Here is a 26,560-nt window from a genome sequence, read left to right as displayed (position 1 = left end):
CCCAGCTGCAATAGGGTGAGCTAGTTAATGCGCGCCGCGATCTGCGCGTCCATGTCACGCATGGCGGCGGCGGTCTGGGTGAGAAAGGTTTGAATTTCGCTCAGCTTGGCGATCACCGTGTTTGCGCTGGTCGTGTAGTCGGCATACGCGTCATTGAACTTGCCCGATGCCTGGTCGGTCACGAACCCCGACGACACGAGTGAATTGATGAGTTGCTGCATCTGCTGCAACTTCTGGCTGATTTCCTCGCGCCCGCTGCCCAGCTGCGTGCCCGCCTGCTCCATCTCGGCGTACGAGACATTGATGTTGGCCATGATGAATCCCCCTCGATCCGGTGCCGAGCGAGCTCACTCAGCCCGCTCTCTCCGCAACCACCGTGGTCGCGTACGCAGAACCATAGCCCGCTCTAAGTGGCAGAAACGGGGTCCGATGCAATCTGTGGATAACTTGTCACGGGCAGCGATCCGGAGCCGCTGTGGACGAACTCACCTGCGACCGTTCGAGCACCCCGGGGAACAAAAAACCGCGGCGGTGCGGCCCCGATGGGGCCCGCACCGCCGCGGTTGCAGGTTGCGCTATTTGGCGAACAGCGCCGGGATCTCAGCGATCGCGACCTTCTCCTTGGCGCCCGTGGTGCGGTCCCACACCTCGGCCAGTCCCTCGGCCACATCGCGGCCTACGACGACCACGCGGGGCACACCGATGAGCTCGGCGTCGCCGAACTTCACGCCGGGCGACACCTTGGGGCGGTCGTCGAACAGTACGTCGATGCTGGCACCTTCGAGCGTCGCGGCAAGCTCCTCGGCCGCCTCGAGGATCGCGGGATCCTTGCCCGTAGCCACGAGATGCACGTCGAACGGTGCCACCGACTCGGGCCAAATCAGGCCGCGGTCGTCGTGGTTCAGCTCGGCGAGAATCGCCATGATGCGGGTCACGCCGATGCCGTACGAGCCCATTGTCACGGTAACGAGCTTGCCGTTCTCATCAAGCACCTTGAGGCCCAGGGCCTCGGCGTACTTGCGTCCGAGCTGGAACACGTGGCCGATCTCCATGCCGCGTGCCGTCTCGATGGGGCCCGATCCATCGGGGGCCGGATCGCCATCGCGTACGGATGCGATGTCGACAACGCCGTCGGCGGTGAAGTCGCGGCCGGCCACCAGGTGCGCCACGTGCTTCGCGTCGATGTTGGCGCCGGTGACCCAGCTCGTGCCGGGCACGATGCGGGGGTCGAGCAGGTAGCGCACGCCGGTCTCGGACTCAGTGCCGAGGACCGGGGTAGTCAAGCCATCAGCAGCCACGCGTGCGGCACCGATGTAACCGGGAACCAGACCCGGGTGCTTCGCGAGATCCCCTGCGTTGGCAGGCTCGATGTCACAGCCCGGGAACGCAACCTCGGCTCGCTTCATATCGGCGTCTCGGTCGCCGGGGATGCCGACGACAACGATTTCGCGCTCACCGGCGTGCTCGCCCGCGGTCGGCGTGATCGCCAGCACCACGTTCTTGAGCGTGTCAGCGGCAGTCCACTCGCGCCCGTCCTCGCGCGGCAGCACCGCGTTCGTGTGCGCGACGAGGGTGTCGATCGTGGGGGTGTTGGGCGAGTCGTAGACGACCGCGGCGGCCTGTCCCTCGATGGGCAGCGCCTCGGGAACGGGCGTCACGTAGGCCTCGACGTTGGCGGCGTAGCCACCGGCCGAACGCACGAAGGTGTCCTCACCGATCGCGGTCGGCAGCAGGAACTCCTCGCTGCGCGAGCCCCCCATGGCGCCAGCGTCAGCCGACACGATGACGTACTCGAGGCCCAGACGCGTAAAGATGCGCTCGTAGGCGTCACGCTGCTTCTGGTAGCTCGCGGCGAGACCCTCGTCGGTGACGTCGAACGAATAGGCGTCCTTCATCGTGAATTCGCGGCCGCGCAGCAGACCGGCGCGAGGACGCGCCTCGTCGCGGTACTTGTCCTGAATCTGGAACAGAGACAGCGGCAGGTCCTTGTAGGAGGTCACGATGTCCTTCACCATGACGGTGAAGGCTTCCTCGTGGGTCGGCGCGAGCAGGTGGTCTGCACCGTGGCGATCCTGCAGACGGAAGAGCGCGTCGCCGTACTCTTCCCAGCGGCCCGTGGCCTCGTAGGGCTCGCGCGGCAGCATGGCCGGGAAGTGCACCTCGTGTGCGCCCGCGGCGAGCATCTCATCGCGTACGATCTGCTCGAGCTTGCCCTTCACGCGAAGGCCCAGCGGCATCCAGCCGAAGACGCCCGGCGACTGCCGACGAATGTAGCCCGCGCGCACCAGCAGCCGGTGGCTGGCGACCTCGGCGTCTGAGGGGTCCTCGCGAAGTGTCTTCAGGAAGTAGTTGCTGAGCCGTGTAATCACCCCACTATCGTAGCCCTAGCGCGCGGGAGTCAGCCGATCACAGCAATCGGCGCGACAGTGCCCACGCTGTGAGCTCGTGTCTGTTCGACAATTGCAGCTTGCGCAGCACCTTTGAAACGTGGGTTTCGACTGTTTTTACCGAGAGAAATAGCTCGGCCGCGACCTCCTTGTACGCGTAGCCGCGCGCAATCATGCGCATCACCTCTTGCTCCCGTGCAGAGAGCCGATCAAGCTCGTCGTCTGCGGCCGCGGTCTCACCGCCGCCCACTCCAAAGGCGTCGAGCACGAAGCCCGCGAGCCGCGGCGAGAACACCGCGTCGCCGCCGTGCACGCGCTGCACCGCCGCCGTAACTTCGGCTCCCGAGGAGGTCTTTGTGAGATAGCCGCGGGCGCCAGATCGGATCACGGTCACCACATCATCTGCGGCGTCCGAAACACTCAGCGCCAGAAACCGGGTCGTGCCGAGGGTGGGCTCTGCGGCGAGTGCACGCAGCACCTCGGCGCCGCCACCGCCACCGCCACCTGGCAGGTGCACGTCGAGCAGCACGACATCGGGCCGCGCATCTCGTACGCACGCGATCGCCTCATCGACCGTGGCCGCCTCGCCGACAACGTCGAGCTCGCCCCCGAGTGAGGTTTTCAGCCCGGTCCGAAAGATCTGGTGGTCATCGACGATCACGACCCTAATCCTGGGTGCATCCGCTTGCTCACTCATGTGTGCCTCTCGCTGTTGCTGTCTGCTTGCGTACTCTCGGGCTCCGGATCGCGCGCGACCGAGAGCCTGACCGTTGTGCCTGCGCCGCCCGGGCCGGGTTTGATCGATGCGGTGCCGCCCGCCCGTTCGATGCGACCGAGGATCGATTCGCTCACGCCCATTCGGTCCGCGGGCAGTGCCGAGACGTCGAGCCCGGGGCCACGGTCGGTGACGTCGATCGACACGAGGTCGCCTGTCATCTCGAGGTAGACCGTAACGCTGCCGCCCGCGTGCTGGGCGGCGTTGAGCATCGCCTCACGCGCCGCAGCGATCAGCAGCGCGGGTGCCACCGCGGCCTGCCCCACCGAGACCACCTCGAACTGGACAGCGAACGCCGATTCAAGGCTCACCGCGTGTTCGCGCAGCTCGGTCTCTGCGCTCTCCCGTGGAGCAGCGGAACCCCCGTCAGCGCCACGAAACAGCCACTCGCGCAGCTCACGCTCTTGCCGGCGGGCGATGCGGGCCACCTCGCTGCCGGGCTCGGAACGCTGCTGGATCAGGGCGAGGGTCTGGAGCACCGAATCATGCAGGTGGGCGGCAATGTCGGCGCGTTCGGCCTCGCGGGCGCCGGTGGCTCGCTCGGTGATGAGCTCGCGGTTGAGCCGCAACACCCACGGCGCGAGCGCGAGCGCGACACCGGTGAGCACTGCGAGCGCCGCCGCGATCACGGTCCACGCGCTGGGCTGGCGTGCCGTCACAAAGAACATCAGCACCCCCACCGCCACGAGGGTGAGCGCGCCGAGCACCCGCGGCAGTGGATGACGGTCTGGGCGCTCACGGTCGGCGATCTGCCACCAGGCAAGGCCGACGCCCACGAGCACGGCGAGCGCGGGCAGAATCACCTCGAGGTTGACGCCCACGCCCAAACGATTGAGCACGAGCCCGAGCCCCGCGATGAGCAGGCTGCCGCCCAGGAGCAGTTCGGCGATCGGCCAACGCCGGCGGTGTGCACGTTCGCCTGTGGCTGGCTTCGTCAGAGCCTCAATCGACGCGTCAGCAGCGGTGTCTGGATCCGGCGCAACCAGGCCTTCACTTCCCTGTGCCGCTTTGGGGGTGAGCGCACGCCGCAGCGGCGTCACGTCGTCAATGCCCACGGCTGGCACCGTCACCCACAGCCACGCGTAGAGCAGCACCCCGAACCCGCCGACCAGGGTAAGCCCGAGCATGACCGCGCGCACCGCAGCCACCGGCACCCCCAGGTGCGTTGCCAGCCCCGCACACACTCCTGCGAGCAGGGTGTCCTGCCGCGGTCGCACGAGCTGGAGTTTTGTCATGTTTCCATCAAAGCAGCAACGGCCGACAACGACGTGCCCCGGGCACAAGTCTCAGGGTCAGATCAGGGCAAACCCCGATGGCGGCGGGAGCGCCACCGCACGAGACTGGTCCTATGACCTCTCAACTCGACCCACCAACGCACAACGGCAGCGGTTTCTTCAGCTGGCTACGCGGCCTTGGCGTCACCCGCAGCCAGGACCGTTGGCTCGCTGGTGTGGCAGGCGGCCTTGCCGCCCGCGCTGGTATCGACCCCCTGATCGTGCGCGGCGTCTTCCTCGTGCTCGGCATCGTTGGAGGCCCGGCACTTTTGATCTATGTTGCGGGGTGGCTGCTGCTCCCCAACGCCTCGGGGCGCATTCATGTCGAAGACATTGTGCGGGGACGAGCCGACTCGGGCGTCATCACCATGGCCGTCATTGCGGGCGCCGTGATTGTGCTGCCCGTCATCTTTTTCGGGATCGCGCCTTCGGGCATCGGCCCCGGTCTGTTCTTCGGCTTCGGTGGATGGGATCTGTGGGGTGCGCTCGGGTTGCCCGAGTGGCTCATCACCACTATGGCCTGGTTGTTCTGGATCTCAGTGGTCGTCGCGGGGTCGTTCTGGGTGCGGCACCTGCTCATCAAACGCGGGCGCGCGCAGCAGGCACGACCCGCGACGCCCAGCGACTCCGGCAACAACACCGCGCCTATTGACCACACCGAGCCCGCCGAGCCTGCAGGGCCCGCCGCCTCAGCACCCTCCCCCGACTGGGTGCAAAATGTCACCGACCAGGCCAACCGCCTGGGTGAGAAGGCGCAACACTTCGGCGAAAAGGCTGAGCAGTGGGGGCAAGAGACCGGTGAGCGCGTCGACGCCTGGAGCGCACGTTATGCCCAGGAACACGAGGCCCGCAAGCTCGGCGCGGGTCACGTACTAATCACGCTCGCATTCGCGCTCCTGGCTGCGGGCTTCGCGGCATTCGCGACTCTCCAGTCGGGGCTCGAGTTCACCGCCCTCGGCGCCTCGGTCGCAACGTTTTCGGCACCTCTGGTCGCTGCGATCATCGCTGCCCTCTCGGTACTCGCGGTCTCGCTCATCGTGGCGGGCATGCGTGGACGCAATACCGGGGTGATCGGATTCCTGTCATTCTGCGGCGTGGTCGCGCTGCTCATCACCGCGGTGTTGCCCTGGGGCACGCGCTTTCAGCCGTTCGGCGATCTGCAGCTTGACGGCCACAGTGTGGGGTCCGTGAGCATCGCGGGCAACGTCGGCATTAACCTTCGTGACCTCGATGATTCACCGCGGCAGCCCACCGACCTCGTCGTGTGGCACGGGGCTGGCGAACTCCACGTCGCCATGCCCGAGGACGCCCCCGTGGTGGTCGATGTGCGCATGCTGGCTGGCGAGATCATTGACTCACTTCCCGCAGTGCGGGCGGACCGCGTCAGCGGCCCCTTCATCGGCCAGACCATCACGGCAAACCTGCCGCCGGGAATTCCGGCCTCTGCAGCGAAGAAGACTGCCAGCCACGTGACGGTATACATGCTCGCAGGCAAGGCCACCGTCACCACACAGCCCGCCACCACGGATCAGCAGAGCTTTACGTTCAAGGAGGTCACACGATGACTACGCCGCACCCCGATCCGAAGCAGCAGTCAGATCCAATCAAGCCTTCCGGCCCCCGCACCGGCCCCATCATCTGGGGCGTCATCATTCTCGCGTTCTGCGGCTACATTGCCCAGCGCCTGTTCGGCGGCGCGGGCGCCGACGGCAGCTGGTGGATCATCGCGACCGTCATTGGCCTCGGGGTCCTCCTCCTGGGCATAGGCCTGACGGTCGTTCTGCGCAACCACCGCCGGTAACGCAAATCGGCCCGGGCCCGCTGTGATCCGGATCCGGATCATGCTGGGCCCGGGCCGATACGGCCAGCGCGCTACTGCGGAATGCGGGGAATCTCGGTCGTTTGCGCCGAGATCCAGTGCAGGGGCACCTGAATCGCGACGCGCGTGCCGCCATCCGCGTCAGGTCCCCAGGTGATACTGCCGCCGAGCTCACCCTGCACCAGAGTGCGTACGATCTGCGTGCCGAGGCCGTCGCCGACGGTGCCGCCGGGGAGGCCCGTACCGGTGTCGACCACGTCGACGGTGAGCCGGTCCTCGGTACGGTGAGCGGTGATGTAGACGTCGCCCTCCCGGCCCGCCAGCCCGTGCTCGACAGCGTTCGTGACGATCTCGGTCAGTGCGAGAGCGAGCGGCGTCGCGTACTCCGAGGGCAACTCACCGAACGAGCCCTCCTTGTGGGGGTGTACCGTGGTGCCGTGCAGGCTCGCAACCTCAGCGGCGAGGCCCAGCACCCGATCGAACACGACGTCGAAATCAACGATCTGCGACAGGCCTGTAGACAGGGTGTCGTGCACGACCGCGATCGCAGCCACGCGACGCATTGCCTGGCCCAGCACTTCCTTCGCTTCTTCACTGCGGGCACGGCGAGCTTGCACACGCAGCAGCGAGGCCACGGTCTGCAGGTTGTTCTTCACCCGATGGTGAATCTCACGGATCGTCGCGTCCTTGGTAATGAGTTCTTGGGCCTGCTGGCGCAGCTCGGTCACATCGCGCGTCAGCACGATGCCGCCGACGCGGGCACCGTCCTTGATCACGGGGATCGACCGCAGCGTGACCGTGCGGCCGCGTGCATCGATCTCGACGCGCTTCGAGATCTTGCCCTGAGCAACCAGCGGCAGCGACTCGTTCGTATCGAACTGGCCCTTCACGATCTCGGCGATGACCTCGCCAAAGTTCTCGCCCTCGATCTCGTCGCGGTAGCCGAGCGCGTTAAAAGTCGTTTGCGTGTTGGGGCTCGCGAAGGTAGCGACGCCCTCGAGATCCAGCCGCACGAGGCCGTCGGAGGCGCGGGGCGCACCCTGCTCGCCGCCGCGGGAGTTGATGCGGGCGGGAAACAGGCCGGCCCGGATCATTGCAAAAATTTCGCCAGAGACCTCGTGGAACGCCGCACTGATGCGCGACGCCTTCTGCGTATCGATGACGCTCGAGTGCACCGTGACGACGGCGAAGGGACCACGAACGCCCGTGTTATCCATGCGGCTAATCGAATATGCCGTGAGCCGCATCGGGTTCTCTTCAAACCAGGCGGGCGATGTCGACACGACCGGTTCACCGGTGAGCATCGCCTCGTCGACGAGCTCACGCCAGTCGGGCCGCAGAAAGTCGCCGATGACGTCGCGGTAGAACAGCGTGACTGATCCGGCGGGCCGAGCATGGGCAATCGCTAGATAGTTGCCGTCCTGCGTCGGAGCCCACAGCACGACGTCACTGAGCGCAAGATCTGCGAGCAATTGCAGATCAAGCGAGAGCGTCTCGAGCCACTCAATTTCGGGCTCGTCGAGGGTCGAATACTTGGTCGCTAGGTTACGCAAAGTCGCCACCTCACCAGAGTAGAGCACCCTCATGCGACGGGGATACCCTGGCGCGCCGCGTCCGAACACTTCTCAGCCCTGGGTGCACACAAACGCGCTTGCGGCAACAAATGAACCAAATTTGGTCACAATGCAATATTTACTTGACGAGCGTAAGTAAGTGGACCCTAGTGTGGACTCTCACATCACATTCCCCAGGCTTCACGACCGCTTCAGGGTCACATGCAAGAGGTCTTCGGAATATCAGGATTCTGACTCAGCATTCCAGGGGGAACTATGTCACACGCCATTCAGCCAGCCCGATCGCCGCAACCGGCAATCCCACCGCAGCGCCACCTACGTCCGGTAGAAGACCTCGACCGCCATTTCAACAAGGTGGCGTTCGACACGAGTCAGCCCACGGATGTTGCCGCGCCCGAGCCTCGGGTGCTTCAGCGCCTCGCCCTTTACGCGTTTGAGGCGCTCGAGGGTGTGCGATCGGTGGCGCAGTTAGCGGGCTGGATCACTCCTGCAGTGGCTACGGCGCTCCTCGAACGGCGTGCCGCGCGCACCGAACGGCGCACCCTGTACCGCGATAGTCGGCGCATAGTCGCGATTCCCGGGCCCGTGCACATCGACCGGCCAGCGCCCCACGTCATCGAGGCGACGCTTGCACTGCACGCGTCGCCCCGCACCCTGCCGGTCGCGATGCGGCTCGAGCATCGCGACCGCAGGTGGCGGGTCACCGAATTGGTGGTGCTTTAGTTACTTGCAACCTCAGCCGCCGCAGCACCCTCGGCACGCAGCTTCGAAACCTCGTACAGGGCAACGCTTGCCGCGATGCCAGCGTTCAGCGACTCGGTCACGGCGTGGATCGGAATCGACACGATCGCGTCACAGGTCTCAGTGACGAGACGCGACAATCCCTTGCCTTCGCTGCCAATCACCAGCAGCAGCGGGCCATTGGCAAGCTCAAGGTTGGGTAGCTCGAGGTCACCGCCGCCGTCAAGACCAACGACGAATACACCCTGCTTCTTGAATTCCTTGAGCGTCTGCGTCAGGTTGGAGGCCATCGCAACCGGAACACGAGCAGCCGCACCGGCCGAGGTCTTCCAAGCAGCCGAGTTCAGGCCAGCGGAGCGGCGCTGCGGCACGATCACGGCCTGGCCGCCAAATGCGCCCACCGAACGGATGATCGCACCCAGGTTACGCGGGTCGGTGACGCCGTCGAGTGCCACAAACAGTGGCGTCTTGCCGCTGGCTACGACCTCGTCGAGCACCTCCATGGGGTTGGAGTACGACATCGGCGGTACCTTGAGCACAACGCCCTGGTGCACCGAATCGCGCTCAACCATGCGATCCATCTCAGGGCGCATGATCTCGAGCACTGCCACCTGGCGGTTCGTCGCCAGACGCAGGATCTCTCGCATGCGCTCGTCCATCTCGACGCGCGCCGCGATGTACAGCGTCTTGGCCGGGATCTTGGCGCGCAGCGCCTCGAGCACTGCGTTGCGGCCCGTTACGAGCTCGCTTTCGTCCTTGCTGCGCTGGCCACCACCGCTGCGGCCACGCTCAGGGGCGCGCCCCGTGCGGGCGGCATGGCGCTCCTTGGCGGCGTTGTACCGATCGCGCGCTGCCTTGGCCTTTGCGGCCGGGTGGTAGTCGCGGTCGACTGCCTTGGGCGTGGGGCCGCGGCCTTCAAGTCCCTGGCGCACCTGACCGCCCGAGCCTACGGCTTTGCCGAGACCCTTCTTGCGCACGGCGCCCGTGCGGTTGCTCTTATTACTCATGTCAGGCTCCAACGGGTTTGATTGGGTGTGTCTTCCAGCGCGATTCCTGCGTCAAGCAGACGGTCGCGAATCGCATCGCTCGTAGCGAAGTCTTTGTTGGCGCGCGCTTCAGTGCGCTGCGCAATGAGTGTCTCGATAAGCGAGCCAAGGGCGTCGCCCGCAGCGGCATCGCCTGAAGTTCCGGATCCGGCTGCCCACTGCTCCGCGCGAGGGTCGAGACCCAGCACGCCCAGCATCGCGACAACTTCACCAGCCCGCGCAAGCACGACATCGACGTCGCCCGCGTCGATAGCGGTGTTGCCCGCCCGCACGGCTTCGTGCACGGCAGCGAGTGCCTGCGGAATCGCGAAGTCATCGAGCATCGCGGCAGTGAAGGCCTCGGGCAGCTCACGCTGAGCAACTTCCCCGCCGAGCAGTGCCCCGGCACGGTCCAAGAACCCCTCGATGCGTTCAAACGCAGCGGCGGCCTCGGTGAGCGAGGAGTCCGAGAACTCCAGCACCGAGCGGTAGTGGGCCGAACCCAAGAAATAACGCAGCACGATCGGGCGCGCACTCGCGAGCAGATCGGCAGCGAACAGCGAGTTGCCCAGCGACTTCGACATCTTCTGGCCGCCCGTGTTCACGAGTCCGTTGTGCACCCAGTGCTCCGCGAATTCGTGACCGGCAGCACGCGACTGCGCGAGCTCGTTCTCGTGATGCGGGAAGCGGAGGTCGAGGCCGCCGCCGTGAATATCAAATTCGGTGCCGAGGTAGCGGGTCGCCATGGCCGAGCACTCAATGTGCCAGCCTGGCCGCCCCGGGCCCCAGGGTGAGGCCCACGCGGCCGACGCGGGCTCGGTGTCGCGGTACGCCTTCCACAGTGCGAAGTCTCGCGGATCGCGCTTGCCAACCGATTCGGAGTCGGCGGCGTCTTCCATCTGGTCGCGCTGCTGGCGGGTGAGCTCACCGTAGGCGGCCCAGCTCACGGTATCGAAGTACACGTTGGCCGTGCCGTCGCCCACCTGGTAGGCGTGCCCGCGTTCGATGAGCCGCTCAATAAGCGCGATCATTTCGGCGATGTTGGCGGTTGCGCGCGGCTCGTACGTCGGGGCAAGCACTCCGAGCGCTTCGTATGCTGCCGTGAACTCGCGCTCCACGCGATAGGCGAGCGCCCACCACTCCTCGGTTCCCCCGGCCGCCTGGCCGATACGCGCATTGTCGAGAATCTTGTCGTCAATGTCGGTGACGTTGCGGATCAGGGTCACATCGAGCCCCGTTACCGCGAACCAGCGACGCATCTGGTCGTAGACGAGCGCGCTGCGCAGGTGTCCGATGTGCGGCGCCGACTGAACGGTGGGGCCACACACGTACATGCCCACCTTGCCGGCTTCGCGGGGAGCAAAGTCGACGAGCGCCTGAGCGCGCGAGTCATAGATGCGTTGTTTCACCCTGACAGCCTACCTTGCGCTGGTGTGCGTTTTTGATCCGAGAAAACGTTGACGGCGCAGAGCCCGAGGGCCCTGCGCCGTCAAGGAGCGTCGCAACCTAGTCGATCGAACCGCTCAGGAAGTACTGCATCTGCTTCGCGACGCCCACCGCGTGGTCGCCGAAGCGCTCGTGGTATCGGCTCGCGAGCGTCGCATCGACCACACCGGTCGGGTTGTTTGCGAGCTTGTCGCTCAGCACCTTCTCAAAGACCTTGGCGTGCAGCTCGTCAAGATCGTCGTCGAGATCGCGCACCTGGTCGATCACGTCGGACTCCTGCGTGCGCAGCAACTCCACGATCAGGCCAGCCATCTGAACGTCGAGGGCCCCCATACGCACAAACGTCTTCGTCAGCCCCGCGGGGATCGCGCTTTCGGGATAGCGGTAGCGCGCAAGCTGCGCAATGTGCTGTGCCAGGTCGGCCATCCGCTCGAGCGACGAGCTCATGCGCAGGGCGCCGACGACGAGCCGCAGGTCCGATGCGACGGGCTGCTGCCTGGCAAGAATGTCGATGGCAAGCTGGTCGAGTTCGGCAACGAGCACCTCGATCCGATCGCCGCCATCGATCACGCGCTCGGCACGAGCTACATCGGATCCCCCGAAAGCCCCCGTTGCGTCATCAATAGATTCTTCGACGAGTTCGGCGATCTTCACGAGTCGCTCCTGCACCTCGCGCAGCGACTGCTGAAATACCTCGCGCATTCGTATTCCTTTCAAGTTGTGTGGCGGTCGAGCTCGCGACCTATCGCAAGAACACGCCACCCCCACAAGTGTGATCGAGTCGGGTAAACCGTACCGCACCGGGAGGTGAACAACGGTTGAACTTCACCTTTCTCACTCACCCCGCCCTCTACGATGAGAGACATGGATCCCACCGCCCTTGTGCTTGCTGGAACCGCGCTGGGGGCCGCTATCGGCATCGGCGCCACGACAGGCATTATTGGGGCCCGCCGAGCCGGCCAACTTAGGTCAGCGCACATGCGTCCCGAGCTCCCCGAAGTCGTCACCACGCTGCTCGACGAGATCGACTCATTCGCTGTCATTCTCGACTCATCGCTGACAACCGTGTATGCCAATCCGACGGCCCGTCAAGAACGCAATATTGGCGATGATGAGCTCGGCGACCCCTCCTTCTTGGCGCGGGTACGCCGTGTAATGTCATCGGGGGTTCCCGACACCCACGAGCCAGATCCCAATGACCCGACGGACAACGTGCGGACACATCTGTTTCAGCTGCAGCGCCGGTTTGTCGTGGTGCTCGCTGAGGATCTCGGTGAAGAACAACGTGTGAACGCGATGCGTCGCGACTTCATCGCGAACGTGAGCCACGAACTCAAGACCCCAATCGCCGCGATCGGGCTCCTCGCGGAGGCCGTACAGCAGGCCGCGGATGATCCGGAGCTGGTGCGAGAGTTCTCGCGCACGCTCGTCAAGGAGTCACGCCGACTCGGTAATCTCTCGCGCGACATCATTCAGCTCTCGGAGGCCCAGTCGGCCCTTCGGCCCGAAGACCGCGAGCGTATTGATATTCGGCAGCTTGTACGCAGCGAAGTCGAAGCGCATCGCGCGCTCGCCTCGCAACGTGGCGTGACGCTCGTCATTACTGACGATCGGGATCGCGAGCGCAATGCGAGCCTCATGGGGCGTCCGACGGCGCTAGCAGCCGCAGTGGCCAATCTCCTGAGCAACGCGATCCGGCACTCCCCGGATCAGGAACGCGTGGGCGTAGGAATGGCCTTTGATAAGAAGCACTTCGTCGTGACCGTCACCGACCAGGGCGAGGGAATTGCCCCCGAGCACCTCGCGCGCATTTTTGAGCGGTTCTATCGCGTCGACGAGGCCCGCAGCCGCGACGCGGGCGGTACGGGCCTCGGGTTGAGCATCACGCGACACACGATGCGCGCGCACGGCGGCGACGTCGATGTGTGGTCGCAGCCCGGCGTCGGGTCGAGTTTTTCCCTCACGTTCCCACTCCACGAACCGTCAGAAGACCGTCGCAAGCGCGCAAAGAAGAAAGTCAAGCGCGCGTTCAATGCCAATCCCGAAGGCGAACGCACCCCGCGCGATGCCGATCGAAAGGACAACAGCTAGTGCCTCAGCACATTCTCCTCGTCGAGGACGAAGAGTCGATCTCCAGGCCGCTCGCATTTTTGCTCGAGCGCGAGGGCTACCGCGTGTCGGTGGCGGGTGACGGCGCTGCAGCAGTGACCGCGTTTGAAGAGCTCGCACCCAATCTGGTCCTGCTCGATCTGATGCTCCCACTCATGCCGGGCACCGAGGTGTGCCGCACGATTCGCCAGTCGTCGCAGGTGCCCATCATCATGCTGACGGCGAAGGACAGTGAGATCGACATCGTCGTAGGCCTGGAACTCGGGGCCGACGACTACATCACCAAGCCGTACTCGACGCGCGAGCTACTGGCGCGCGTGCGTGCTGCGCTTCGTCGCGGGGCGAGCACCACCCCCGAGCCCGAGGAGCCCGAGGACTCCCATGTGCTCGATGAGCTCGGCATCAAGCTCGACGTCGAACGCCACACGGTGCTCGTGCGCGGTGAGGAAACGGCAATGCCGCTGCGCGAGTTCGAACTGCTCGAGATTCTCATGCGTCACTCGGGCCGAGTGCTCACCCGTGGCCAGCTCATTGATCGCGTGTGGGGCAGCAACTACTACGGCGACACGAAGACACTCGACGTGCACATCAAGCGCATCCGCGCGCGCATCGAGGAATCCCCCTCGCAGCCGAAGCTCATCTCCACAGTGCGCGGAGTGGGTTATCGCTTCGCGTAGTCACGAACACAAAAACGCCCCGGGCCGCAAGGCCCGGGGCGATTCTTGTGGGTGAGAGTGCGTTAGTTTGCGGACTCTTCGATGTCGTCGCCGATCTTCGACTGCATCGCCTCATCGTCCTCAGCAACGATCTTCTTCTCGGCCGGTGATGCGTCCTCGGTCGAGAAGCCAGCCGGGAGCACGTAGTCGCGGTACTCAACGAGCGTGCCGTCGAGTACCGGCACGTCGTGCTGCACCTCGGGTGCGTCAGCGAGCTGGAAGTAGGTGGTGACGGTGGCGCCGGCGGTGAGGCCAGGAACGCTCACGAGCACGGGAGCGACTTCACCGTCGGGGTTGCCGAACTTGGTGGTGCCGGTGGGTACCGTGAACTTGGCGTTCGCGCGGCCGCCGTCTGCAGCGACGAAGCTCAGGGCAATGTCCTGCTCGGCACCGGTGCGGTTCACCGCGGTAAACACCACGTTGAAGTTCTCACCGGTCTCGTCTGCAATGAGCAGGATGTTGCGCACATCAATGCCCTCGACGTTGACATCTCGGCCGTCGCTGGGTGCGTAAGGGACGGTCGTGCCCTGGGGCGCGATCAGGCTGCATCCAGTCGCGCCGAGCGCAAGCGCAGCAGCGAGAGCAATGGATGAGGCGATCCGGATCTTCAAGGTGGTCCTCCGAGACGTGGGTCAGGTTCGACGCCGTGAACGGCAAGCCGCAAACACGGTTTGATTACATCTTAACCAGGCCCCTCACAGGAGCGCAGCTTAGGTAAGCCTAACTCATCCGTGGCAGGTGTGGTATTCTAGTGGTTGGACTGTAAAGGAGCCACTCAATGCAATTTGAGGTCGGAGAGACTGTTGTCTACCCCCACCACGGTGCCGCCAAGATCATCGAGGTAAAGAAGCGCAAGCTCGGCGGAGAAGAAAAACTCTTCCTAAAGCTGCAGGTCAACCAGGGCGATCTAACCATCGAGGTCCCGGCCGAGAACTGTGATCTCGTGGGCGTTCGTGATGTCATCGACCAGGAGGGTCTCGAGCAGGTATTCGAGGTGCTGCGCGCCCCGTTCACCGAGGAGCCCACAAACTGGTCACGCCGGTACAAGGCAAACCTTGAGAAGCTCGCCTCTGGCGACGTGATCAAGGTTTCTGAGGTCGTTCGCGACCTGTGGCGTCGCGACCAGGAGGTGCGTTCGCTGTCAGCTGGCGAGAAGCGCATGCTGGCAAAGGCCCGTCAGATTCTCGTCTCCGAGCTCGCGCTCGCCGAGAAGACCGACGAAGAAAAGGCTGGCGCAGTACTCGATCAGGTACTGACGTCGTAACCTGTTTCACTTCATAAAAGGCGCTCCGCAACAACGCGGGGCGCCTTTTGTTTTGACTCGACCTTGTGCGTTGCCACGGCTGCACCCCACGCGGGTACCCTGGGACGTATGAGCAGCACGGAGCACACCCCACATTCGCTCGCCTCACTCGGCGTCGTACTCGTGGCCGCCGGGCGCGGCGAACGCCTCGGGGCTGACGTACCCAAGGCGTTCTACGAACTTCACGGCCGCACACTGCTCGAGTTCAGCACCGCGGTCATCACCTCACTGCCGCACCCCGGGCAGCTCGTGATCGTCGCCCCCGAGTCCCACGCGGTCGAAGCGCTCGACATTGCCGACGCGGTGCTTCCCGAGGGTTCGCTCTGGGAGGTGTCCGTGGTGCCTGGCGGTCGCGAACGTCACGAGTCCGTGCGCTTCGGTCTCGCAGCTCTCGGCGAGTCGATCGACACCGTTCTCGTACACGATGCGGCACGTCCGTTTGCGAGTGCCGCACTGTTCGAGCGGGTCATCGCAGAGGTGGTCCGCACGGGAGCCGGAGTGATTCCCGCGCTTCCTGTCGTCGACACCCTCAAGCGGGTCGACGCCGCGGGCGTGGTGCACGAGACCGTCGATCGTTCGTCACTCGTTGCCGTCCAGACCCCCCAGGGGTTTCCGCGCGAACTCCTCGAGGCGGCGCACGCGACCGCACAGCTGCACGGCGAGCTGCCCACCGACGACGCCGAGGTCGTCCAGCGCGAGGGCGGCGTCGTGCACACTGTGCCGGGCGAGATGCAGGCCCACAAGCTCACCTCCCCCACCGATCTGCCGGTGCTCGAGCATTTTCTCGCCGCGAACGCTGCGGGCCTGGGCGGTGGCGCATGATCCGGATCGGAACGGGCTTTGACACTCACGCCTACGACGCAGCGTCTCCCCTGCGCCTCGCAGGGCTCGATTGGCCGGGTGAGCCGGGGCTCTCGGGGCACAGCGACGGCGATGCGGTCTGCCACGCCGTGGTCGATGCGCTTCTGTCGGCGGCAGGCCTCGGAGACATCGGTGGCCTCGTGGGCGTTGACGAGCCCGGGACTGAGGGGGCCGCGAGCACCGGGTTCGTGCGACTCGCGCTCGCCCGACTCGCAGACGCTGGCTGGCGGCCGGTCAACGTGTCGGTGCAGGTCATCGGCAACCGACCCAAGTTCTCGCCGCGACGCGACGAGGCTCAGGCCGTCATGACCCAGCTCGTGGGGGCGCCGGTGTCGCTCGCTGCCACCACCACCGACGGGCTCGGCTTTACGGGCCGCGGCGAGGGCATCGCGGTGATCGCAAACGCTCTCATCGAGCGCGCCTAACGCGGCCGCTGGGACCTTTTCGGGTGCGAGCCATAGGATCGCGGTATGGCTCTGATCTATTCCACAACACTGCGTCCCTCGAAGCTTGAACTGCTCGCGAGCTGGCTGCCCACCCAGGATTGGTTTCACGGCGACGCCTCACAGCTGACCTCGATCGGCGCGTACCGCTTCGACGACCCCGACGGCGAGGTTGGCATGGAGGGGCACATACTCACCGCCGGCGACGACACGGTGTACCACGTGCCGCTCACGTACCGCGGGGCGGAGCTTGCCGGCGCCGACGATTACCTGGTGGGCACCGTCGAGCACGGCGTCCTCGGCACGCGCTGGTTCTACGATGCAACCGGCGATCCCGTGTATCGCACGGCGCTCATTCACACCATCGCCACCGGCGGCCGCGAGGCGGCAGAGTTCGTGTCGCAGACTCCCGACGGCGAGACTACCCCGCGCGAAAGCTCGGCCAAGGTGTGGGGCTCGGGATCAGCCGGTTCGACGCTCGGCCAAGAGGTACCCGAACACGGTGACCTCACGGTGCTGCGCGAGCTCGCCGGGGCCAACCCCGACTCCCCCTACGGCTGGGTGCTGCGCGGCACCTGGGCGGGGCTGAAGTTCCCGGCGCTGTTCGCGGTGCTCGAGGAGAAGTAGCCGCCACTTCTCGGGCAGCTCTCGGGCCCGAAAACACAAGATCCGGATCCCCGGCAGTACGCCAGGGATCCGGATCTTGTGTGGTGAGCGGGTTAGGCCGCGAACGAACCGACGAGGCGCACTGCGCCGCCGTCAACGCCCTTGGCGCCCTGCTCGAAGCCGGTGAAGTCGCGCTCGGAGGTCGAGATCTGACCCGCGACCCAGGTGTCGAGGCCCTGAGCGGTCAGCGCGGCAGCAACGTGCTGCGCCTTCGCGCCGTCGACCACGGCGTACATGCCGACACCCAGGTTCCATGCGCCCTCGAGCGACTCAAGCGTGTGGCCGCCCAGGTCTGCAAGGTGGCGGAAGACGGGCAGCGGCGACCAGGTCGAGCGCTCGAGCTCAACCCAGGCACCCTTCGGCAGCACGCGCGCGAGGTTCGCGGCGATGCCGCCACCCGTGACGTGGCTGAGGGCATGAATTGCGCCGTCGAGAGCCGGATCCTCGAGCACGCGCAGCAGCGGGCTCGTGTACAGCGCCGTCGGGGTGAGCAGTGCCTCGCCGTAAGTGGTGCCCAGCTCGTTGCTGTGCTGCTCGTAGCCGATGCCCTTCTCCGAGAGAATGTGGCGCACGAGGGAGTAGCCGTTCGAATGCAGGCCCGAGGCCCCCATTGCGAGCACGACGTCGCCGTCATTCACGCGACCGGGGTGCAGCATCTTGTCAGCCTCGACCACGCCCGTTGCAGCACCGGCAACGTCGTAGTCGTCGACACCAAGCAAGCCGGGGTGCTCGGCCGTCTCGCCGCCGGTGAGGGCGGTCCCGGTCGCCTCGCAGGCCTCAGCGATGCCGCGCACGATGTCGGCAATGCGCTGCGGCACAACCTTGCCGCAGGCGATGTAGTCGGTCATGAAGAGCGGCTTTGCGCCCACCACGACGATGTCGTCAACCACCATGGCGACGAGGTCTTGGCCGATGGTGTCGTGCTTGTCGATCGCCTGGGCAATCGCAACCTTGGTGCCGACACCGTCGGTCGAACTGGCCAGCAGCGGACGCTTGTAGCCGAGGAGCGCGGAAGCATCGAACATGCCTGCAAAGCCGCCGACACCCCCAAGTACCTCGGGGCCGTGCGTGCGCGCCACGGCCGACTTCATGAGCTCGACGGCGAGGTCACCCGCCTGGGTGTCCACTCCGGATTGGGCATAGATCGAGGTGTTTTCGGTCACACGTCAAGAGTACCCTGCTCCTTGATTGCTCGCGCCCCGGGCTGCGTGTGAGAAACTAGAAGCTGCGGGCAAATTTGTTCGCACTACCCATCTCGCAGGGAGCTAACACCACAGCATGTGCGGCATCGTCGGCATCGTTTCCACTGAGCACGTCAATCAGCAGGTCTATGACAGCTTGCTGCTTCTTCAACACCGAGGTCAAGACTCGACGGGCATCGCGACGCTCGACGGGGACTTCTTTCACATGGTTAAGGCGAAGGGTCAGGTGCGTGAGGCGTACCGCACCCGCGATATGCGCCAGCTCTCCGGCAACGTCGGGCTCGGCCACGTTCGCTACGCGACGCGCGGCGACGCCGATCGCGAGGAGGAGGCACAGCCCTTCTACGTCAACGCTCCCTACGGCATCATCCTGGTGCACAACGGCAACCTCACCAACACGCGTGAACTCAACGCTGAGCTCTACAACGTCGACCGCCGACACCTCAACACGCACTCAGACACTGAGCTGCTGTTGAACGTGCTCGCGCACGAGTTGCAGGCCGGCATGACGGGCCCTCAGCTCGATGAAGATCAGGTTTTCTCGGCCGTTGCTCGCCTTCACGAGCGCGTCGAGGGCTCGTACGCTTCCATCGCGTTGATCGCGGGTTACGGTCTGCTCGCCTTCCGAGATCCATTTGGCATTCGCCCGCTGGTACTGGGCCGCCGCGATGCTGCTAACGGCAAGGACGAGTGGATCGTCGCCTCCGAATCGCTCGTGCTGGAGTCGGGCGGTTACGAAATCGTGCGCGACGTCGCTCCCGGCGAGGCGATCTTCATCGCAAGCGACGGCACGATGACTTCGCGCCAGTGCGCGGCCAACCCGCAGCTGAACCCCTGCGCGTTCGAGTACATCTACCTCGCCCGCCCTGACTCGGTCCTCAGTGGCATTTCGGTGTACGACACCCGTCTGCGTCTGGGCGAGACACTCGCTGAGCAGGTCGAGCGCGAAATCACTCTCGGCGACATTGATGTGGTCATGCCCATCCCGGAGTCGGGCCGCCCCAGCGCGATGCAGCTCGCGCACAAGCTGGGCATCGACTACCGCGAGGGGTTCTTCAAGAACCACTACGTCGGCCGTACCTTCATCATGCCCGGCCAGGCCGTGCGGAAGCGCAGCGTGCGCCAGAAGCTCAACACGATGAGCGTCGAGTTCAAGGGCAAGAACGTGCTGCTCGTCGACGATTCCATCGTGCGCGGCACGACGTCGAAGGAGATCATCGAGATGGCACGGGCTGCCGGCGCGAACAGCGTCACCTTCGCCTCCGCTGCCCCGCCCGTGCTCTACCCGCACGTCTACGGCATCAACATGCCCACGCGTGCAGAGCTGATCGCCCACAACCGCACCAATGAGGAGATTAACGCGGCCATGGGCAGCGATCGTCTCCTCTACCAGACGGTGGAGGGCATGAACCGCGCGATCCTCTCGGGCCAGCAGGCCGTCACGAAGCTCGAGGAGAGCTGCTTTACGGGCGAGTACGTCGCCGGAAACATCACTCCCGAGTACCTCGCCTGGGTCGAAGCGACTCAGCAGAGCTAGAGTCGCAAGCCGATACTTTACGGCAGCCAGCCAGCAAGGTCGATCCACTCGGATCGGCCTTGCTGGCTGGCTTTCTTTTTGCCTGAGCGCCGCGGCTCAGTGGATCGCGCACCATGATGGCGACGGTTCCTTGAATCTTGAGCGTTCCCATGGTTGTCTACATCACACAAGTAATTGCGAAGCGCGGCCCGCTCGCCATCATCCTTGCCTGCACGCTCGTCGCGGCGCTCGCGGCGCTCGCGTTCTTTCTCGTCGTGCTGCCCGCTCTGGGAGGAGCCTGGGGCGCAAACGCGGCTCCGGATCTTGCTGTGCTCGGCTCACTTCGGTTGCTCGGCACCGGTGAACAGGGTACGTATTGGGTCGCCCGTAACCAAGGCGGCGACGTTTGCTACTGGTACGAACTCGGTGGGAGCAGCACCATGGGCGGCGTGTGCACAACGCCGGAGCGATTTAACGCTGAGGGCGTCGGGGCCAGAACCTCTGATGCTCCCAACGGCGTCACGATCGAGTCATACCTGTTGCCTGACCGGGCCGTGCCCGGTCATTCGGCCCAGTATGTGGTGGAACTACCTGGTGTCATCATCATTGATCCGGGCACCCCAAGCTTCAGCCAAATCAAGATACCGGCTTCCACCGGTAACCCGCTCGCGATCCATACGCTCGGCCCCTTGTAGGCCTCCGATTACACAGAGGGCCCGGGTTCCCAACGGAACCCGGGCCCTCTGCTGCTTCGCCGCCTCTTCGCAACACTGCGAACTGCGGCATGCAAATTACGGCTTGTCGTTACCCGTGTCGGTATCGGAGGGCTTCGCTTCAGCGGCGGGCTCCGGCGCCGGCGCCGTCTTGGTCGCCGTTGCGGCCGTGTTAGAAGAATCCGATGAAGCGGTGTCCGCGTCGTCGCCGCGAACCTCCTTCTTCAGAATCTTCATCGACTGGCCGAGGCTCTTGGCGAGCCCGGGAAGCTTGGGTGCACCAAACAACAGCAGAACGATAAACAGGATTACCAGCAGCGTGGGGCCGGAAAGATTTCCGAACATTCGGGTGAACTCCGATTCGTAGGCGTCAGGTCAGTATGACAGGCAGTTTACTTCTGAAGCGTCGGGTCGTTCGAAGCGGGAGCCGCTTCGTCGGTCTCGCCGCTCACTTCCTTCTTCAGGATGCGCATCGATTGCCCCAGGCTCTTTGCGAGGCCGGGGAGCTTCGGTGCACCAAACATCAGCAGGATTACAAACAGGATGGCGAGCATGTGCATGCCGCTCAAGTTTCCAAGCATCAGTGGGCTCCGATCTACATAGATGACGCGATTATCGCACGTCAGTCTGGATCGCCACGCCGGTGCCGGTGCGCCGTTTCGCAACCGCACCCAAAATCACCGACACGATGCCGCCGACTGCGAGCCCGATGACGCCGCCGATCAGCGCCATGAACCCGATGATCTGACCGATCGTGTAGTTTGCATCGGCCGCTACCGGAATCATCAGGCTGGCCATCATGGCAACAATGACGCCCGCAATCCCGAAGGAAATGATGATGCGGCCGTATCGCACGCCGCGCACGAGGGTGACCTCGCGCTCGACCTTGCTCACGACCGGCACATGGGGTGCGGGCTCGGCAGCATCGGGTGCCGGTGCGTCAGCGGCAAGCGCCGGATCTGGCTGCACGGGCTCCTCGAGCGGCTCTCCTGCTACGGGATCAGGGGTGTTCATGGTCTCTATTCTCGCAGGCCCTAGCTGAAGATCAGTCGCGGGGGCGCAGTATTGGCAGCAGGCCCTCAAGGGTCGCGCGGGATCCGGACGCAGTGACGCGGGCCGCGTCGACCGCAGCGTCCCAGGTGAGTTCGCCGGTCGCGAGCCCCAGCCAGGTTTCGGGGTCCATCTCGACCACGTTGGGCGGGGTGCCACGCGTGTGCCGCGGGCCCTCGACGCACTGCGTCGCACCAAAGGGCGGCACGCGCACCTCGACCGTATTGCCGGGCGCGATCGCGGCGAGCTCCTCGAGCAGGTAGCGCACCGCGGTCGCCTTGGCGGGCCTCGCGGCACCACCCGCCCGCACAATTGCCACTGCCGCCAAGCCGTCCTCGTCTGAAATTCTTCGTCGTGCCACGCCCCCAGGATAAGCTGAGACCGTGAAAATCCTCGTCTTGGGGCCGGGTGCCCGCGAACACGCCATCGTCCTCGCCCTTCTCGCTGAGTCAGCTGACCACCAGATCGTTTGCGCACCCGGAAACGCGGGCGTCGCCGCAAGCGGTGTCGAGGTCGCTGCGCTCGACTACACCGACCCCGCCGCGGTCACGCCGTTCGTGACCGAGCGTGGCTTCGATCTCGTGATCATCGGGCCCGAGGCTCCGCTGGTCGCTGGCGTAGCCGATCCGCTGCGGGCCGCTGGCATCGCGGTGTTTGGTCCGGATCAGGCCGCCGCCGCGCTCGAGGGCTCGAAGGCCTTCGCCAAGCGGATCATGGACGAGGCCAATGTGCCAACGGGCCGCGCCGTGCAGGTGACCTCGGTCGCTGACGCGGCGGGCGTGCTCGACGAGTTTGGCGCACCCTACGTGGTGAAGGCCGACGGTCTCGCGGCGGGCAAGGGCGTGCTCGTGACGACCGACCGCGACGCCGCTCTCGAGCACGTCGCGACCTGGGCTCCGAAGGGTGACGTGCTCGTCGAGGAGTTCCTCGACGGCCAGGAGGTGTCGCTGTTCTTCCTCGCCGACGGCCACAACGTGCTGCCGCTGTCGCCCGCGCAGGATTACAAGCGCATCTTCGACGGCGACGAGGGCCCCAACACCGGCGGCATGGGCGCGTACTCGCCGCTGCCGTGGGTTGCCGACGACTTCGTCGAGGAGATCACCCGCGACGTCGCAATTCCCACCGTGCGTCAGCTCGAGTCAGAGGGCACCCCGTTCGTTGGGCTGCTCTACTGCGGCCTGATCGTCACGTCGAAGGGCGTGCGCGTCATCGAGTTCAACGCCCGCTTCGGTGACCCCGAGACGCAGGTCGTGCTCGCCCGTATGGAGTCGCCGCTGAGCGAGTACCTGCTGGCGACGGCCGAGGGCCGCCTGGCCGATCTGCCGGCCCCGACGTTCTCGCCCGACCCAGCCGTGATCGTGGTGGTCGCGAGCGAGGGCTACCCCGAGACCGCTGCCACCGGCCGCGAGATCACCGGGCTCGCCGAGGCCGAGGCCGTTGCGGGCGTGCACGTGGTGCACGCGGCAACCGAGCGCGGCGAGGACGGCTCGTGGGTGTCGACCGGCGGTCGCGTGCTGGGCGTTGTCGCCCGCGGCGCTGACTTCGCCGAGGCACGCTCACGCGCGTACGAGGCCGTGGGCCACATCTCACTCGAGGGTTCGCAGCACCGCACCGACATCGCTGCGCGCGTAGTCAAGTAGCGAGACGTAGCCCGAGGAGCGCAGGTCGCCGCTCGGGCTACGTTGAGCGGACATGTAAATAACGAGAGCATACGCAAATCACGTGATTTGCGTATGCTCTCGTTATTTTGATTTGTAGTGGTCGCCCACACGGCGCTGGCCACCCTACGGGCGCTGGCCGTGCGACGAATTACAGCAGACCGCGCAGCAGCGATTCGAAGTCGGGTTCGTCGGGCTCGTCGTCTTCGTCGTCTTCGTCGTCCTCAAGTGAGCCGGCGGGGTTGTCTGCTGGGTTGCTGTCGGAGTTGTCATCAGAACTACCGTCGACCGCTTCGATGACCACGGTCGCGTCTTCACTCTGCGCATCTGCAGCCTGAACACCTGCGGGAGGTTCGGGCAGCACGAGCGGAACCTCGTTCGGCTCGGGGAGCACCAGGGGTACGAGTCCCTCGCTCGGCAGATCGATCGGCCCGGTTACGAGCTCAAGGTGATCGCCGAGTCCGGGCTCTGCGTCAACCTCGATGGGCTCTGACGCGGGGTCAACGGCGTATTCGCCCTCAACCTCGAGCGGCGCCAGCTCCAGCTCGGATGCATCGGATGCATCGGAAGGCTCGGAGTTCTCAGTCTCAACGTCTGCGTCAGCGTCAGTTTCGGTAGCCTCTTCGCTTGCAGCAACCCCGGCAACCGCGGCGCCAGCCGCCGCAGCAACGCTGGCACCGGCAGCAACACCAGCACCGGCAGCAACACCAGCACCAGCACCCCCAACGGCGTCATCGATCTCGAAGAGGTCTGCTGCGGCGAGGGCCTCGACGAAGCGGGCCCACTCGCGGCCAGCAAGCTCGGCCCGAGCGGCACCGTCGGCCAGTGAGTCGAAGCCGGTCTCGGTCACGGTGATGCCGGTCTGGTAGCCCTGTGACCGAAGCGTCATGAGCACGGCTGTGCCGCGCTCTGCTCCGGGAGCGCTCCAGGTGAAGCCAAGCGCGTGGCCAGCGACCCAGACGTCAACGACGCCGACGAGCTCGCCCGCTTCGCCGGTCGAACGCACGGCGCCACCGAGGCCCGACTCCAGCTCAAATGCGTCCCACCACTGCGACCGCAAGTCGGGGTCGGTTAGGTGTGCCCACACGGTGGCCCGTGCAGCATTCATTCGGCTTCTCGCAACGACCGGACCCAGCGGGATCATAGTGCTCCTTCGTCAACCTCCGCGGGCGCACGCCAGCGATGTTTCCTCATACAGAACTTTAGTCCATGGGCCTTGACAGCACCCGGGCGGCGCGCGGCACCCCAACCAGTGCGAGAATGGAGGAGTGACTGAGCTCTCCACTCCCAAGCATCTGCCCGGTTGGACCCACATCTACTCGGGCAAGGTACGCGACCTGTACGTACCCGAAAGCGGCCCCGATGGCTACCTCCTGGTCGTAGCCAGCAACCGCATTAGCGCGTTCGATTTTGTGCTCGAGCCCCCCATCGTGGGCAAGGGCGACGTGCTCACCGCACTGTCGAACTGGTGGTTCGATCGCATCGATATGCCGAACCATCTGGTGCCCCACACCGCCGCGCTGCCCGAGATTCCCGCAGACGTCGCCCCCCGCGCGATGCTCACGCGCAAGCTCGAGATGTACCCCATCGAGTGCGTCGTACGTGGCGCGCTCACCGGATCGGGCTTCGCCGAGTACCAGCAGCTCGGCTCGGTCTGCGGCATCGAGCTGCCGGCCGGGATGCAAGACGGTGATCTGCTTGATCCCCCGATCTACACCCCCGCATACAAGGCCCCGCTCGGCGAACACGACGAGAACATCACCTACGAACGCAGTGTCGAACTCGTAGGCGAAGAGGTCGCGAGCCAGCTGCGCGAGGCCTCGATCCGGATCTTTACTGAGGCCCGCGAGCTCGCCGCTCAAAGCGGTGTCGTGCTCGCAGACACCAAGTTCGAGTTCGGTCACGACCCGCGCACCGGTGAGATGGTGCTCGCCGACGAGGTACTCACGAGCGACTCCTCGCGCTACTGGGACGCCGCGCGCTATGCCGATGAGACGCTGCCCCGCAAGGAGCGCCTCGCGTCGTTCGACAAGCAGATCGTACGCAACTGGCTCAGCGCGAACTGGGACAAGCAGGGCACTCCGCCCGTGCTCCCCCGGGAGATCGTCGACCAGACCCTGGGCCAGTACCGCGAACTGTTCGAGCGCCTCGCTGGCTCGGCCGATCCGGAGCAGCCCGCGGCCTAACCGCCACAGTTCCTGCCACAGAACCAGCCTGCGCAGGCGCGGCGGTTTCCCGTCGCCGCCAGTGTGCGAGAATTAGACGAAGCTTCACTCTAGAAACGGAGATCCCGGGTGCCCACGATTGTCGTTGATGTCATGCCCAAGTCCGAACTTCTTGACCCCCAGGGCAAGGCCATCACTGGTGCTCTTGACCGTATCGGTCACGGCAAGTTCCAGAACGTGCGCGTTGGTAAGCGCTTCGAGTTCACGGTTGAGGGTGACGTAACCGCCGAGGTACTGGCAGAGATTCGCAAGGTCGCCGAAGACACCCTGTCGAACTCGGTGATCGAGGACGTCGTCGCGATCAGCGTCGATGGCGAGCCAGCGAACGAGGCCGCATAATGTCGACCCGCATTGGTGTCGTCACATTCCCCGGGTCACTGGACGACCGCGACGCGTCGCGTGCGATCCGGATCGCGGGCGCCGAGCCCGTCGCCCTGTGGCACGCTGACCACGATATTCAGGGTGTCGACGCGATCGTGCTGCCCGGTGGGTTCAGCTACGGCGACTACCTGCGCCCCGGCGCTATCGCGGCCATTGCCCCGATCATGGCCGAGGTCATCGACGCAGCAAACAAGGGCATGCCCGTGCTGGGTATCTGCAACGGTTTCCAGGTGCTCGTCGAGTCGAACCTGCTGCCCGGCGGCCTGATCCGCAACGCCAACCAGCAGTTTGTGCGCCGCGATCAGAAGCTGATCGTCGAGAACGCAGACACCGCGTGGACGCACCGCTTTACCAAGGGTGAAGAGATTGTGATCCCGCTGAAGAACGGCGATGGCGGCTACATCGCGAACGATGAGACCCTCAAGCAGCTCGAGGGCGACGGGCTCGTGGCGTTCCGCTACGCGGGCGTCAACCCCAACGGCTCACTGAACGACATCGCTGGCCTCACGAACGCGCGCGGCAACGTGGTGGGGCTCATGCCTCACCCCGAGCACGCGGTCGAGGCTGGCTTCGGCCCCGACACCCCCGAGGCCATGCGCTCGGGTCTCGACGGCCTGCGCTTCTTCGAAGCAGCCATCGAGGCGCTGACGGCGCGCGTCTAAGCACCTCGCAGTAA

At 65.3% G+C, this 26,560-nt stretch carries 30 protein-coding genes; 15 read left to right on the top strand and 15 right to left on the bottom strand.

Annotated elements, in window-relative coordinates:
• Positions 1–20: 20 nt before the first annotated feature.
• The 4 genes from C795_RS0107550 to C795_RS0107535 all read right to left on the bottom strand — a co-directional run bounded on the left by C795_RS0107550 (position 21) and on the right by C795_RS0107535 (position 4,397).
• Entirely contained in the window at positions 21–314 is a 294-nt protein-coding gene (locus C795_RS0107550; RefSeq protein WP_017793150.1) for a WXG100 family type VII secretion target, read from the bottom strand.
• 261 nt (positions 315–575) lie between these two features.
• Positions 576–2,369: a proline--tRNA ligase gene (locus C795_RS0107545; RefSeq protein WP_017793149.1), complete on the bottom strand. Its 1,794-nt coding sequence runs from the start codon at positions 2,367–2,369 to the stop codon at positions 576–578.
• A 37-nt stretch (positions 2,370–2,406) separates the two neighbouring features.
• On the bottom strand, positions 2,407–3,084 hold the full coding sequence (locus C795_RS0107540) for a response regulator (RefSeq protein ID WP_026139522.1): 678 nt from the start codon (positions 3,082–3,084) through the stop codon (positions 2,407–2,409).
• Complete coding sequence (locus C795_RS0107535) at positions 3,081–4,397, bottom strand: ATP-binding protein (protein WP_017793147.1); 1,317 nt, start codon at positions 4,395–4,397, stop codon at positions 3,081–3,083. Before C795_RS0107535 ends, C795_RS0107540 begins: the two co-directional genes overlap by 4 nt.
• Positions 4,398–4,510: 113 nt before the next feature.
• Here C795_RS0107535 and C795_RS0107530 point away from each other — a divergent pair, with 113 nt between their 5' ends.
• Together C795_RS0107530 and C795_RS0107525 are read left to right on the top strand one after the other, a co-directional pair.
• On the top strand, positions 4,511–6,001 hold the full coding sequence (locus tag C795_RS0107530) for a PspC domain-containing protein (RefSeq protein WP_017793146.1): 1,491 nt from the start codon (positions 4,511–4,513) through the stop codon (positions 5,999–6,001).
• The gene (locus C795_RS0107525; RefSeq protein WP_017793145.1) at positions 5,998–6,237 is read left to right on the top strand and encodes a hypothetical protein; all 240 of its coding nucleotides are present in this window, start codon (positions 5,998–6,000) and stop codon (positions 6,235–6,237) included. The genes C795_RS0107530 and C795_RS0107525 overlap by 4 nt, the downstream gene beginning before the upstream one ends.
• A 71-nt stretch (positions 6,238–6,308) precedes the next feature.
• On the opposite strand, the gene C795_RS0107520 is transcribed toward C795_RS0107525, so the two are convergent.
• The gene (locus C795_RS0107520; protein ID WP_033349369.1) at positions 6,309–7,817 is read right to left on the bottom strand and encodes a sensor histidine kinase; all 1,509 of its coding nucleotides are present in this window, start codon (positions 7,815–7,817) and stop codon (positions 6,309–6,311) included.
• A gap of 267 nt (positions 7,818–8,084) precedes the next feature.
• Here C795_RS0107520 and C795_RS0107515 point away from each other — a divergent pair, with 267 nt between their 5' ends.
• Positions 8,085–8,552, top strand: a complete 468-nt coding sequence (locus C795_RS0107515; RefSeq protein WP_017793143.1) for an Rv3235 family protein — start codon at positions 8,085–8,087, stop codon at positions 8,550–8,552.
• Here C795_RS0107515 and rlmB read toward each other — a convergent pair.
• From rlmB to phoU, 3 genes are all read right to left on the bottom strand, one after another.
• Positions 8,549–9,577, bottom strand: coding sequence for a 23S rRNA (guanosine(2251)-2'-O)-methyltransferase RlmB (rlmB, locus tag C795_RS0107510; protein WP_017793142.1), 1,029 nt, complete (start codon positions 9,575–9,577; stop codon positions 8,549–8,551). The two genes, C795_RS0107515 and rlmB, sit on opposite strands and share 4 nt — an antisense overlap.
• Complete coding sequence (cysS, locus tag C795_RS0107505; RefSeq protein WP_017793141.1) at positions 9,574–11,004, bottom strand: cysteine--tRNA ligase; 1,431 nt, start codon at positions 11,002–11,004, stop codon at positions 9,574–9,576. The genes rlmB and cysS overlap by 4 nt, the downstream gene beginning before the upstream one ends.
• A 97-nt stretch (positions 11,005–11,101) precedes the next feature.
• Positions 11,102–11,743, bottom strand: coding sequence for a phosphate signaling complex protein PhoU (phoU, locus tag C795_RS0107500; RefSeq protein ID WP_017793140.1), 642 nt, complete (start codon positions 11,741–11,743; stop codon positions 11,102–11,104).
• Positions 11,744–11,905: 162 nt separating this feature from the next.
• On the opposite strand from phoU, the gene C795_RS0107495 reads away from it, so the two are divergent.
• Together C795_RS0107495 and C795_RS0107490 are read left to right on the top strand one after the other, a co-directional pair.
• On the top strand, positions 11,906–13,132 hold the full coding sequence (locus C795_RS0107495) for a sensor histidine kinase (protein WP_017793139.1): 1,227 nt from the start codon (positions 11,906–11,908) through the stop codon (positions 13,130–13,132).
• On the top strand, positions 13,132–13,827 hold the full coding sequence (locus tag C795_RS0107490) for a response regulator transcription factor (protein ID WP_017793138.1): 696 nt from the start codon (positions 13,132–13,134) through the stop codon (positions 13,825–13,827). Before C795_RS0107495 ends, C795_RS0107490 begins: the two co-directional genes overlap by 1 nt.
• Positions 13,828–13,889: 62 nt before the next feature.
• Here C795_RS0107490 and C795_RS0107485 read toward each other — a convergent pair whose 3' ends face one another.
• Entirely contained in the window at positions 13,890–14,477 is a 588-nt protein-coding gene (locus tag C795_RS0107485) for a hypothetical protein (protein ID WP_017793137.1), read from the bottom strand.
• Between the two features lie 167 nt (positions 14,478–14,644).
• Between C795_RS0107485 and C795_RS0107480 the strand changes: the two genes are divergently transcribed.
• The 4 genes from C795_RS0107480 to C795_RS0107465 all read left to right on the top strand — a co-directional run bounded on the left by C795_RS0107480 (position 14,645) and on the right by C795_RS0107465 (position 17,100).
• Positions 14,645–15,130 (top strand): CarD family transcriptional regulator, encoded by a 486-nt coding sequence (locus C795_RS0107480; RefSeq protein ID WP_017793136.1) that lies wholly within the window; start codon positions 14,645–14,647, stop codon positions 15,128–15,130.
• Between the two features lie 108 nt (positions 15,131–15,238).
• On the top strand, positions 15,239–15,991 hold the full coding sequence (ispD, locus tag C795_RS0107475) for a 2-C-methyl-D-erythritol 4-phosphate cytidylyltransferase (protein WP_017793135.1): 753 nt from the start codon (positions 15,239–15,241) through the stop codon (positions 15,989–15,991).
• Positions 15,988–16,455: a 2-C-methyl-D-erythritol 2,4-cyclodiphosphate synthase gene (ispF, locus tag C795_RS0107470; protein WP_017793134.1), complete on the top strand. Its 468-nt coding sequence runs from the start codon at positions 15,988–15,990 to the stop codon at positions 16,453–16,455. The genes ispD and ispF overlap by 4 nt, the downstream gene beginning before the upstream one ends.
• Positions 16,456–16,500: 45 nt before the next feature.
• Positions 16,501–17,100: a CG0192-related protein gene (locus C795_RS0107465; RefSeq protein WP_017793133.1), complete on the top strand. Its 600-nt coding sequence runs from the start codon at positions 16,501–16,503 to the stop codon at positions 17,098–17,100.
• 92 nt (positions 17,101–17,192) lie between these two features.
• On the opposite strand, the gene purM is transcribed toward C795_RS0107465, so the two are convergent.
• Positions 17,193–18,302 carry a phosphoribosylformylglycinamidine cyclo-ligase gene (purM, locus tag C795_RS0107460; RefSeq protein WP_017793132.1) on the bottom strand — a complete coding sequence of 370 codons (1,110 nt, stop codon included), beginning with the start codon at positions 18,300–18,302 and terminating at the stop codon, positions 17,193–17,195.
• A 115-nt stretch (positions 18,303–18,417) separates the two neighbouring features.
• Between purM and purF the strand changes: the two genes are divergently transcribed.
• Positions 18,418–19,878 carry an amidophosphoribosyltransferase gene (gene purF / locus C795_RS0107455; protein ID WP_017793131.1) on the top strand — a complete coding sequence of 487 codons (1,461 nt, stop codon included), beginning with the start codon at positions 18,418–18,420 and terminating at the stop codon, positions 19,876–19,878.
• A 137-nt stretch (positions 19,879–20,015) separates the two neighbouring features.
• Positions 20,016–20,552 (top strand): hypothetical protein, encoded by a 537-nt coding sequence (locus tag C795_RS0107450; RefSeq protein WP_157487024.1) that lies wholly within the window; start codon positions 20,016–20,018, stop codon positions 20,550–20,552.
• A 96-nt stretch (positions 20,553–20,648) separates the two neighbouring features.
• Here the strand turns inward: C795_RS0107450 and tatA are convergent, their stop codons facing one another.
• Genes tatA through C795_RS0107430 form a run of 4 tightly spaced genes read right to left on the bottom strand, consistent with a single transcriptional unit; the run spans position 20,649 to position 21,981 of the window.
• Entirely contained in the window at positions 20,649–20,915 is a 267-nt protein-coding gene (gene tatA, locus C795_RS0107445) for a twin-arginine translocase TatA/TatE family subunit (protein ID WP_017793129.1), read from the bottom strand.
• Between the two features lie 47 nt (positions 20,916–20,962).
• Positions 20,963–21,130 (bottom strand): twin-arginine translocase TatA/TatE family subunit, encoded by a 168-nt coding sequence (locus C795_RS0107440; RefSeq protein WP_017793128.1) that lies wholly within the window; start codon positions 21,128–21,130, stop codon positions 20,963–20,965.
• A 52-nt stretch (positions 21,131–21,182) separates the two neighbouring features.
• Positions 21,183–21,584, bottom strand: a complete 402-nt coding sequence (locus C795_RS0107435) for a hypothetical protein (protein ID WP_017793127.1) — start codon at positions 21,582–21,584, stop codon at positions 21,183–21,185.
• Between the two features lie 31 nt (positions 21,585–21,615).
• Entirely contained in the window at positions 21,616–21,981 is a 366-nt protein-coding gene (locus C795_RS0107430; RefSeq protein ID WP_026139520.1) for a sterol carrier family protein, read from the bottom strand.
• A 22-nt stretch (positions 21,982–22,003) separates the two neighbouring features.
• Between C795_RS0107430 and purD the strand changes: the two genes are divergently transcribed.
• Entirely contained in the window at positions 22,004–23,260 is a 1,257-nt protein-coding gene (purD, locus tag C795_RS0107425; RefSeq protein WP_017793125.1) for a phosphoribosylamine--glycine ligase, read from the top strand.
• Positions 23,261–23,429: 169 nt separating this feature from the next.
• On the opposite strand, the gene C795_RS0107420 is transcribed toward purD, so the two are convergent.
• A complete protein-coding gene (locus C795_RS0107420; RefSeq protein WP_198008442.1) occupies positions 23,430–24,386 on the bottom strand; it encodes an SRPBCC family protein in 957 nt (318 codons plus the stop codon).
• A 160-nt stretch (positions 24,387–24,546) separates the two neighbouring features.
• Here C795_RS0107420 and C795_RS0107415 point away from each other — a divergent pair, with 160 nt between their 5' ends.
• The 3 genes from C795_RS0107415 (at position 24,547) to purQ (ending at position 26,546) form a co-directional block, all read left to right on the top strand.
• A complete protein-coding gene (locus C795_RS0107415) occupies positions 24,547–25,464 on the top strand; it encodes a phosphoribosylaminoimidazolesuccinocarboxamide synthase (protein WP_017793123.1) in 918 nt (305 codons plus the stop codon).
• A 108-nt stretch (positions 25,465–25,572) separates the two neighbouring features.
• The gene (purS, locus tag C795_RS0107410; protein WP_017793122.1) at positions 25,573–25,842 is read left to right on the top strand and encodes a phosphoribosylformylglycinamidine synthase subunit PurS; all 270 of its coding nucleotides are present in this window, start codon (positions 25,573–25,575) and stop codon (positions 25,840–25,842) included.
• Positions 25,842–26,546 carry a phosphoribosylformylglycinamidine synthase subunit PurQ gene (gene purQ, locus C795_RS0107405; RefSeq protein ID WP_017793121.1) on the top strand — a complete coding sequence of 235 codons (705 nt, stop codon included), beginning with the start codon at positions 25,842–25,844 and terminating at the stop codon, positions 26,544–26,546. Before purS ends, purQ begins: the two co-directional genes overlap by 1 nt.
• The last annotated feature ends 14 nt before the right edge of the window (positions 26,547–26,560 follow it).

This window comes from Leucobacter salsicius M1-8 (genome assembly GCF_000350525.1).
Classification (GTDB): Bacteria; Actinomycetota; Actinomycetes; order Actinomycetales; family Microbacteriaceae; genus Leucobacter; species Leucobacter salsicius.
This window is presented reverse-complemented; position numbering and strand designations above follow the sequence as displayed.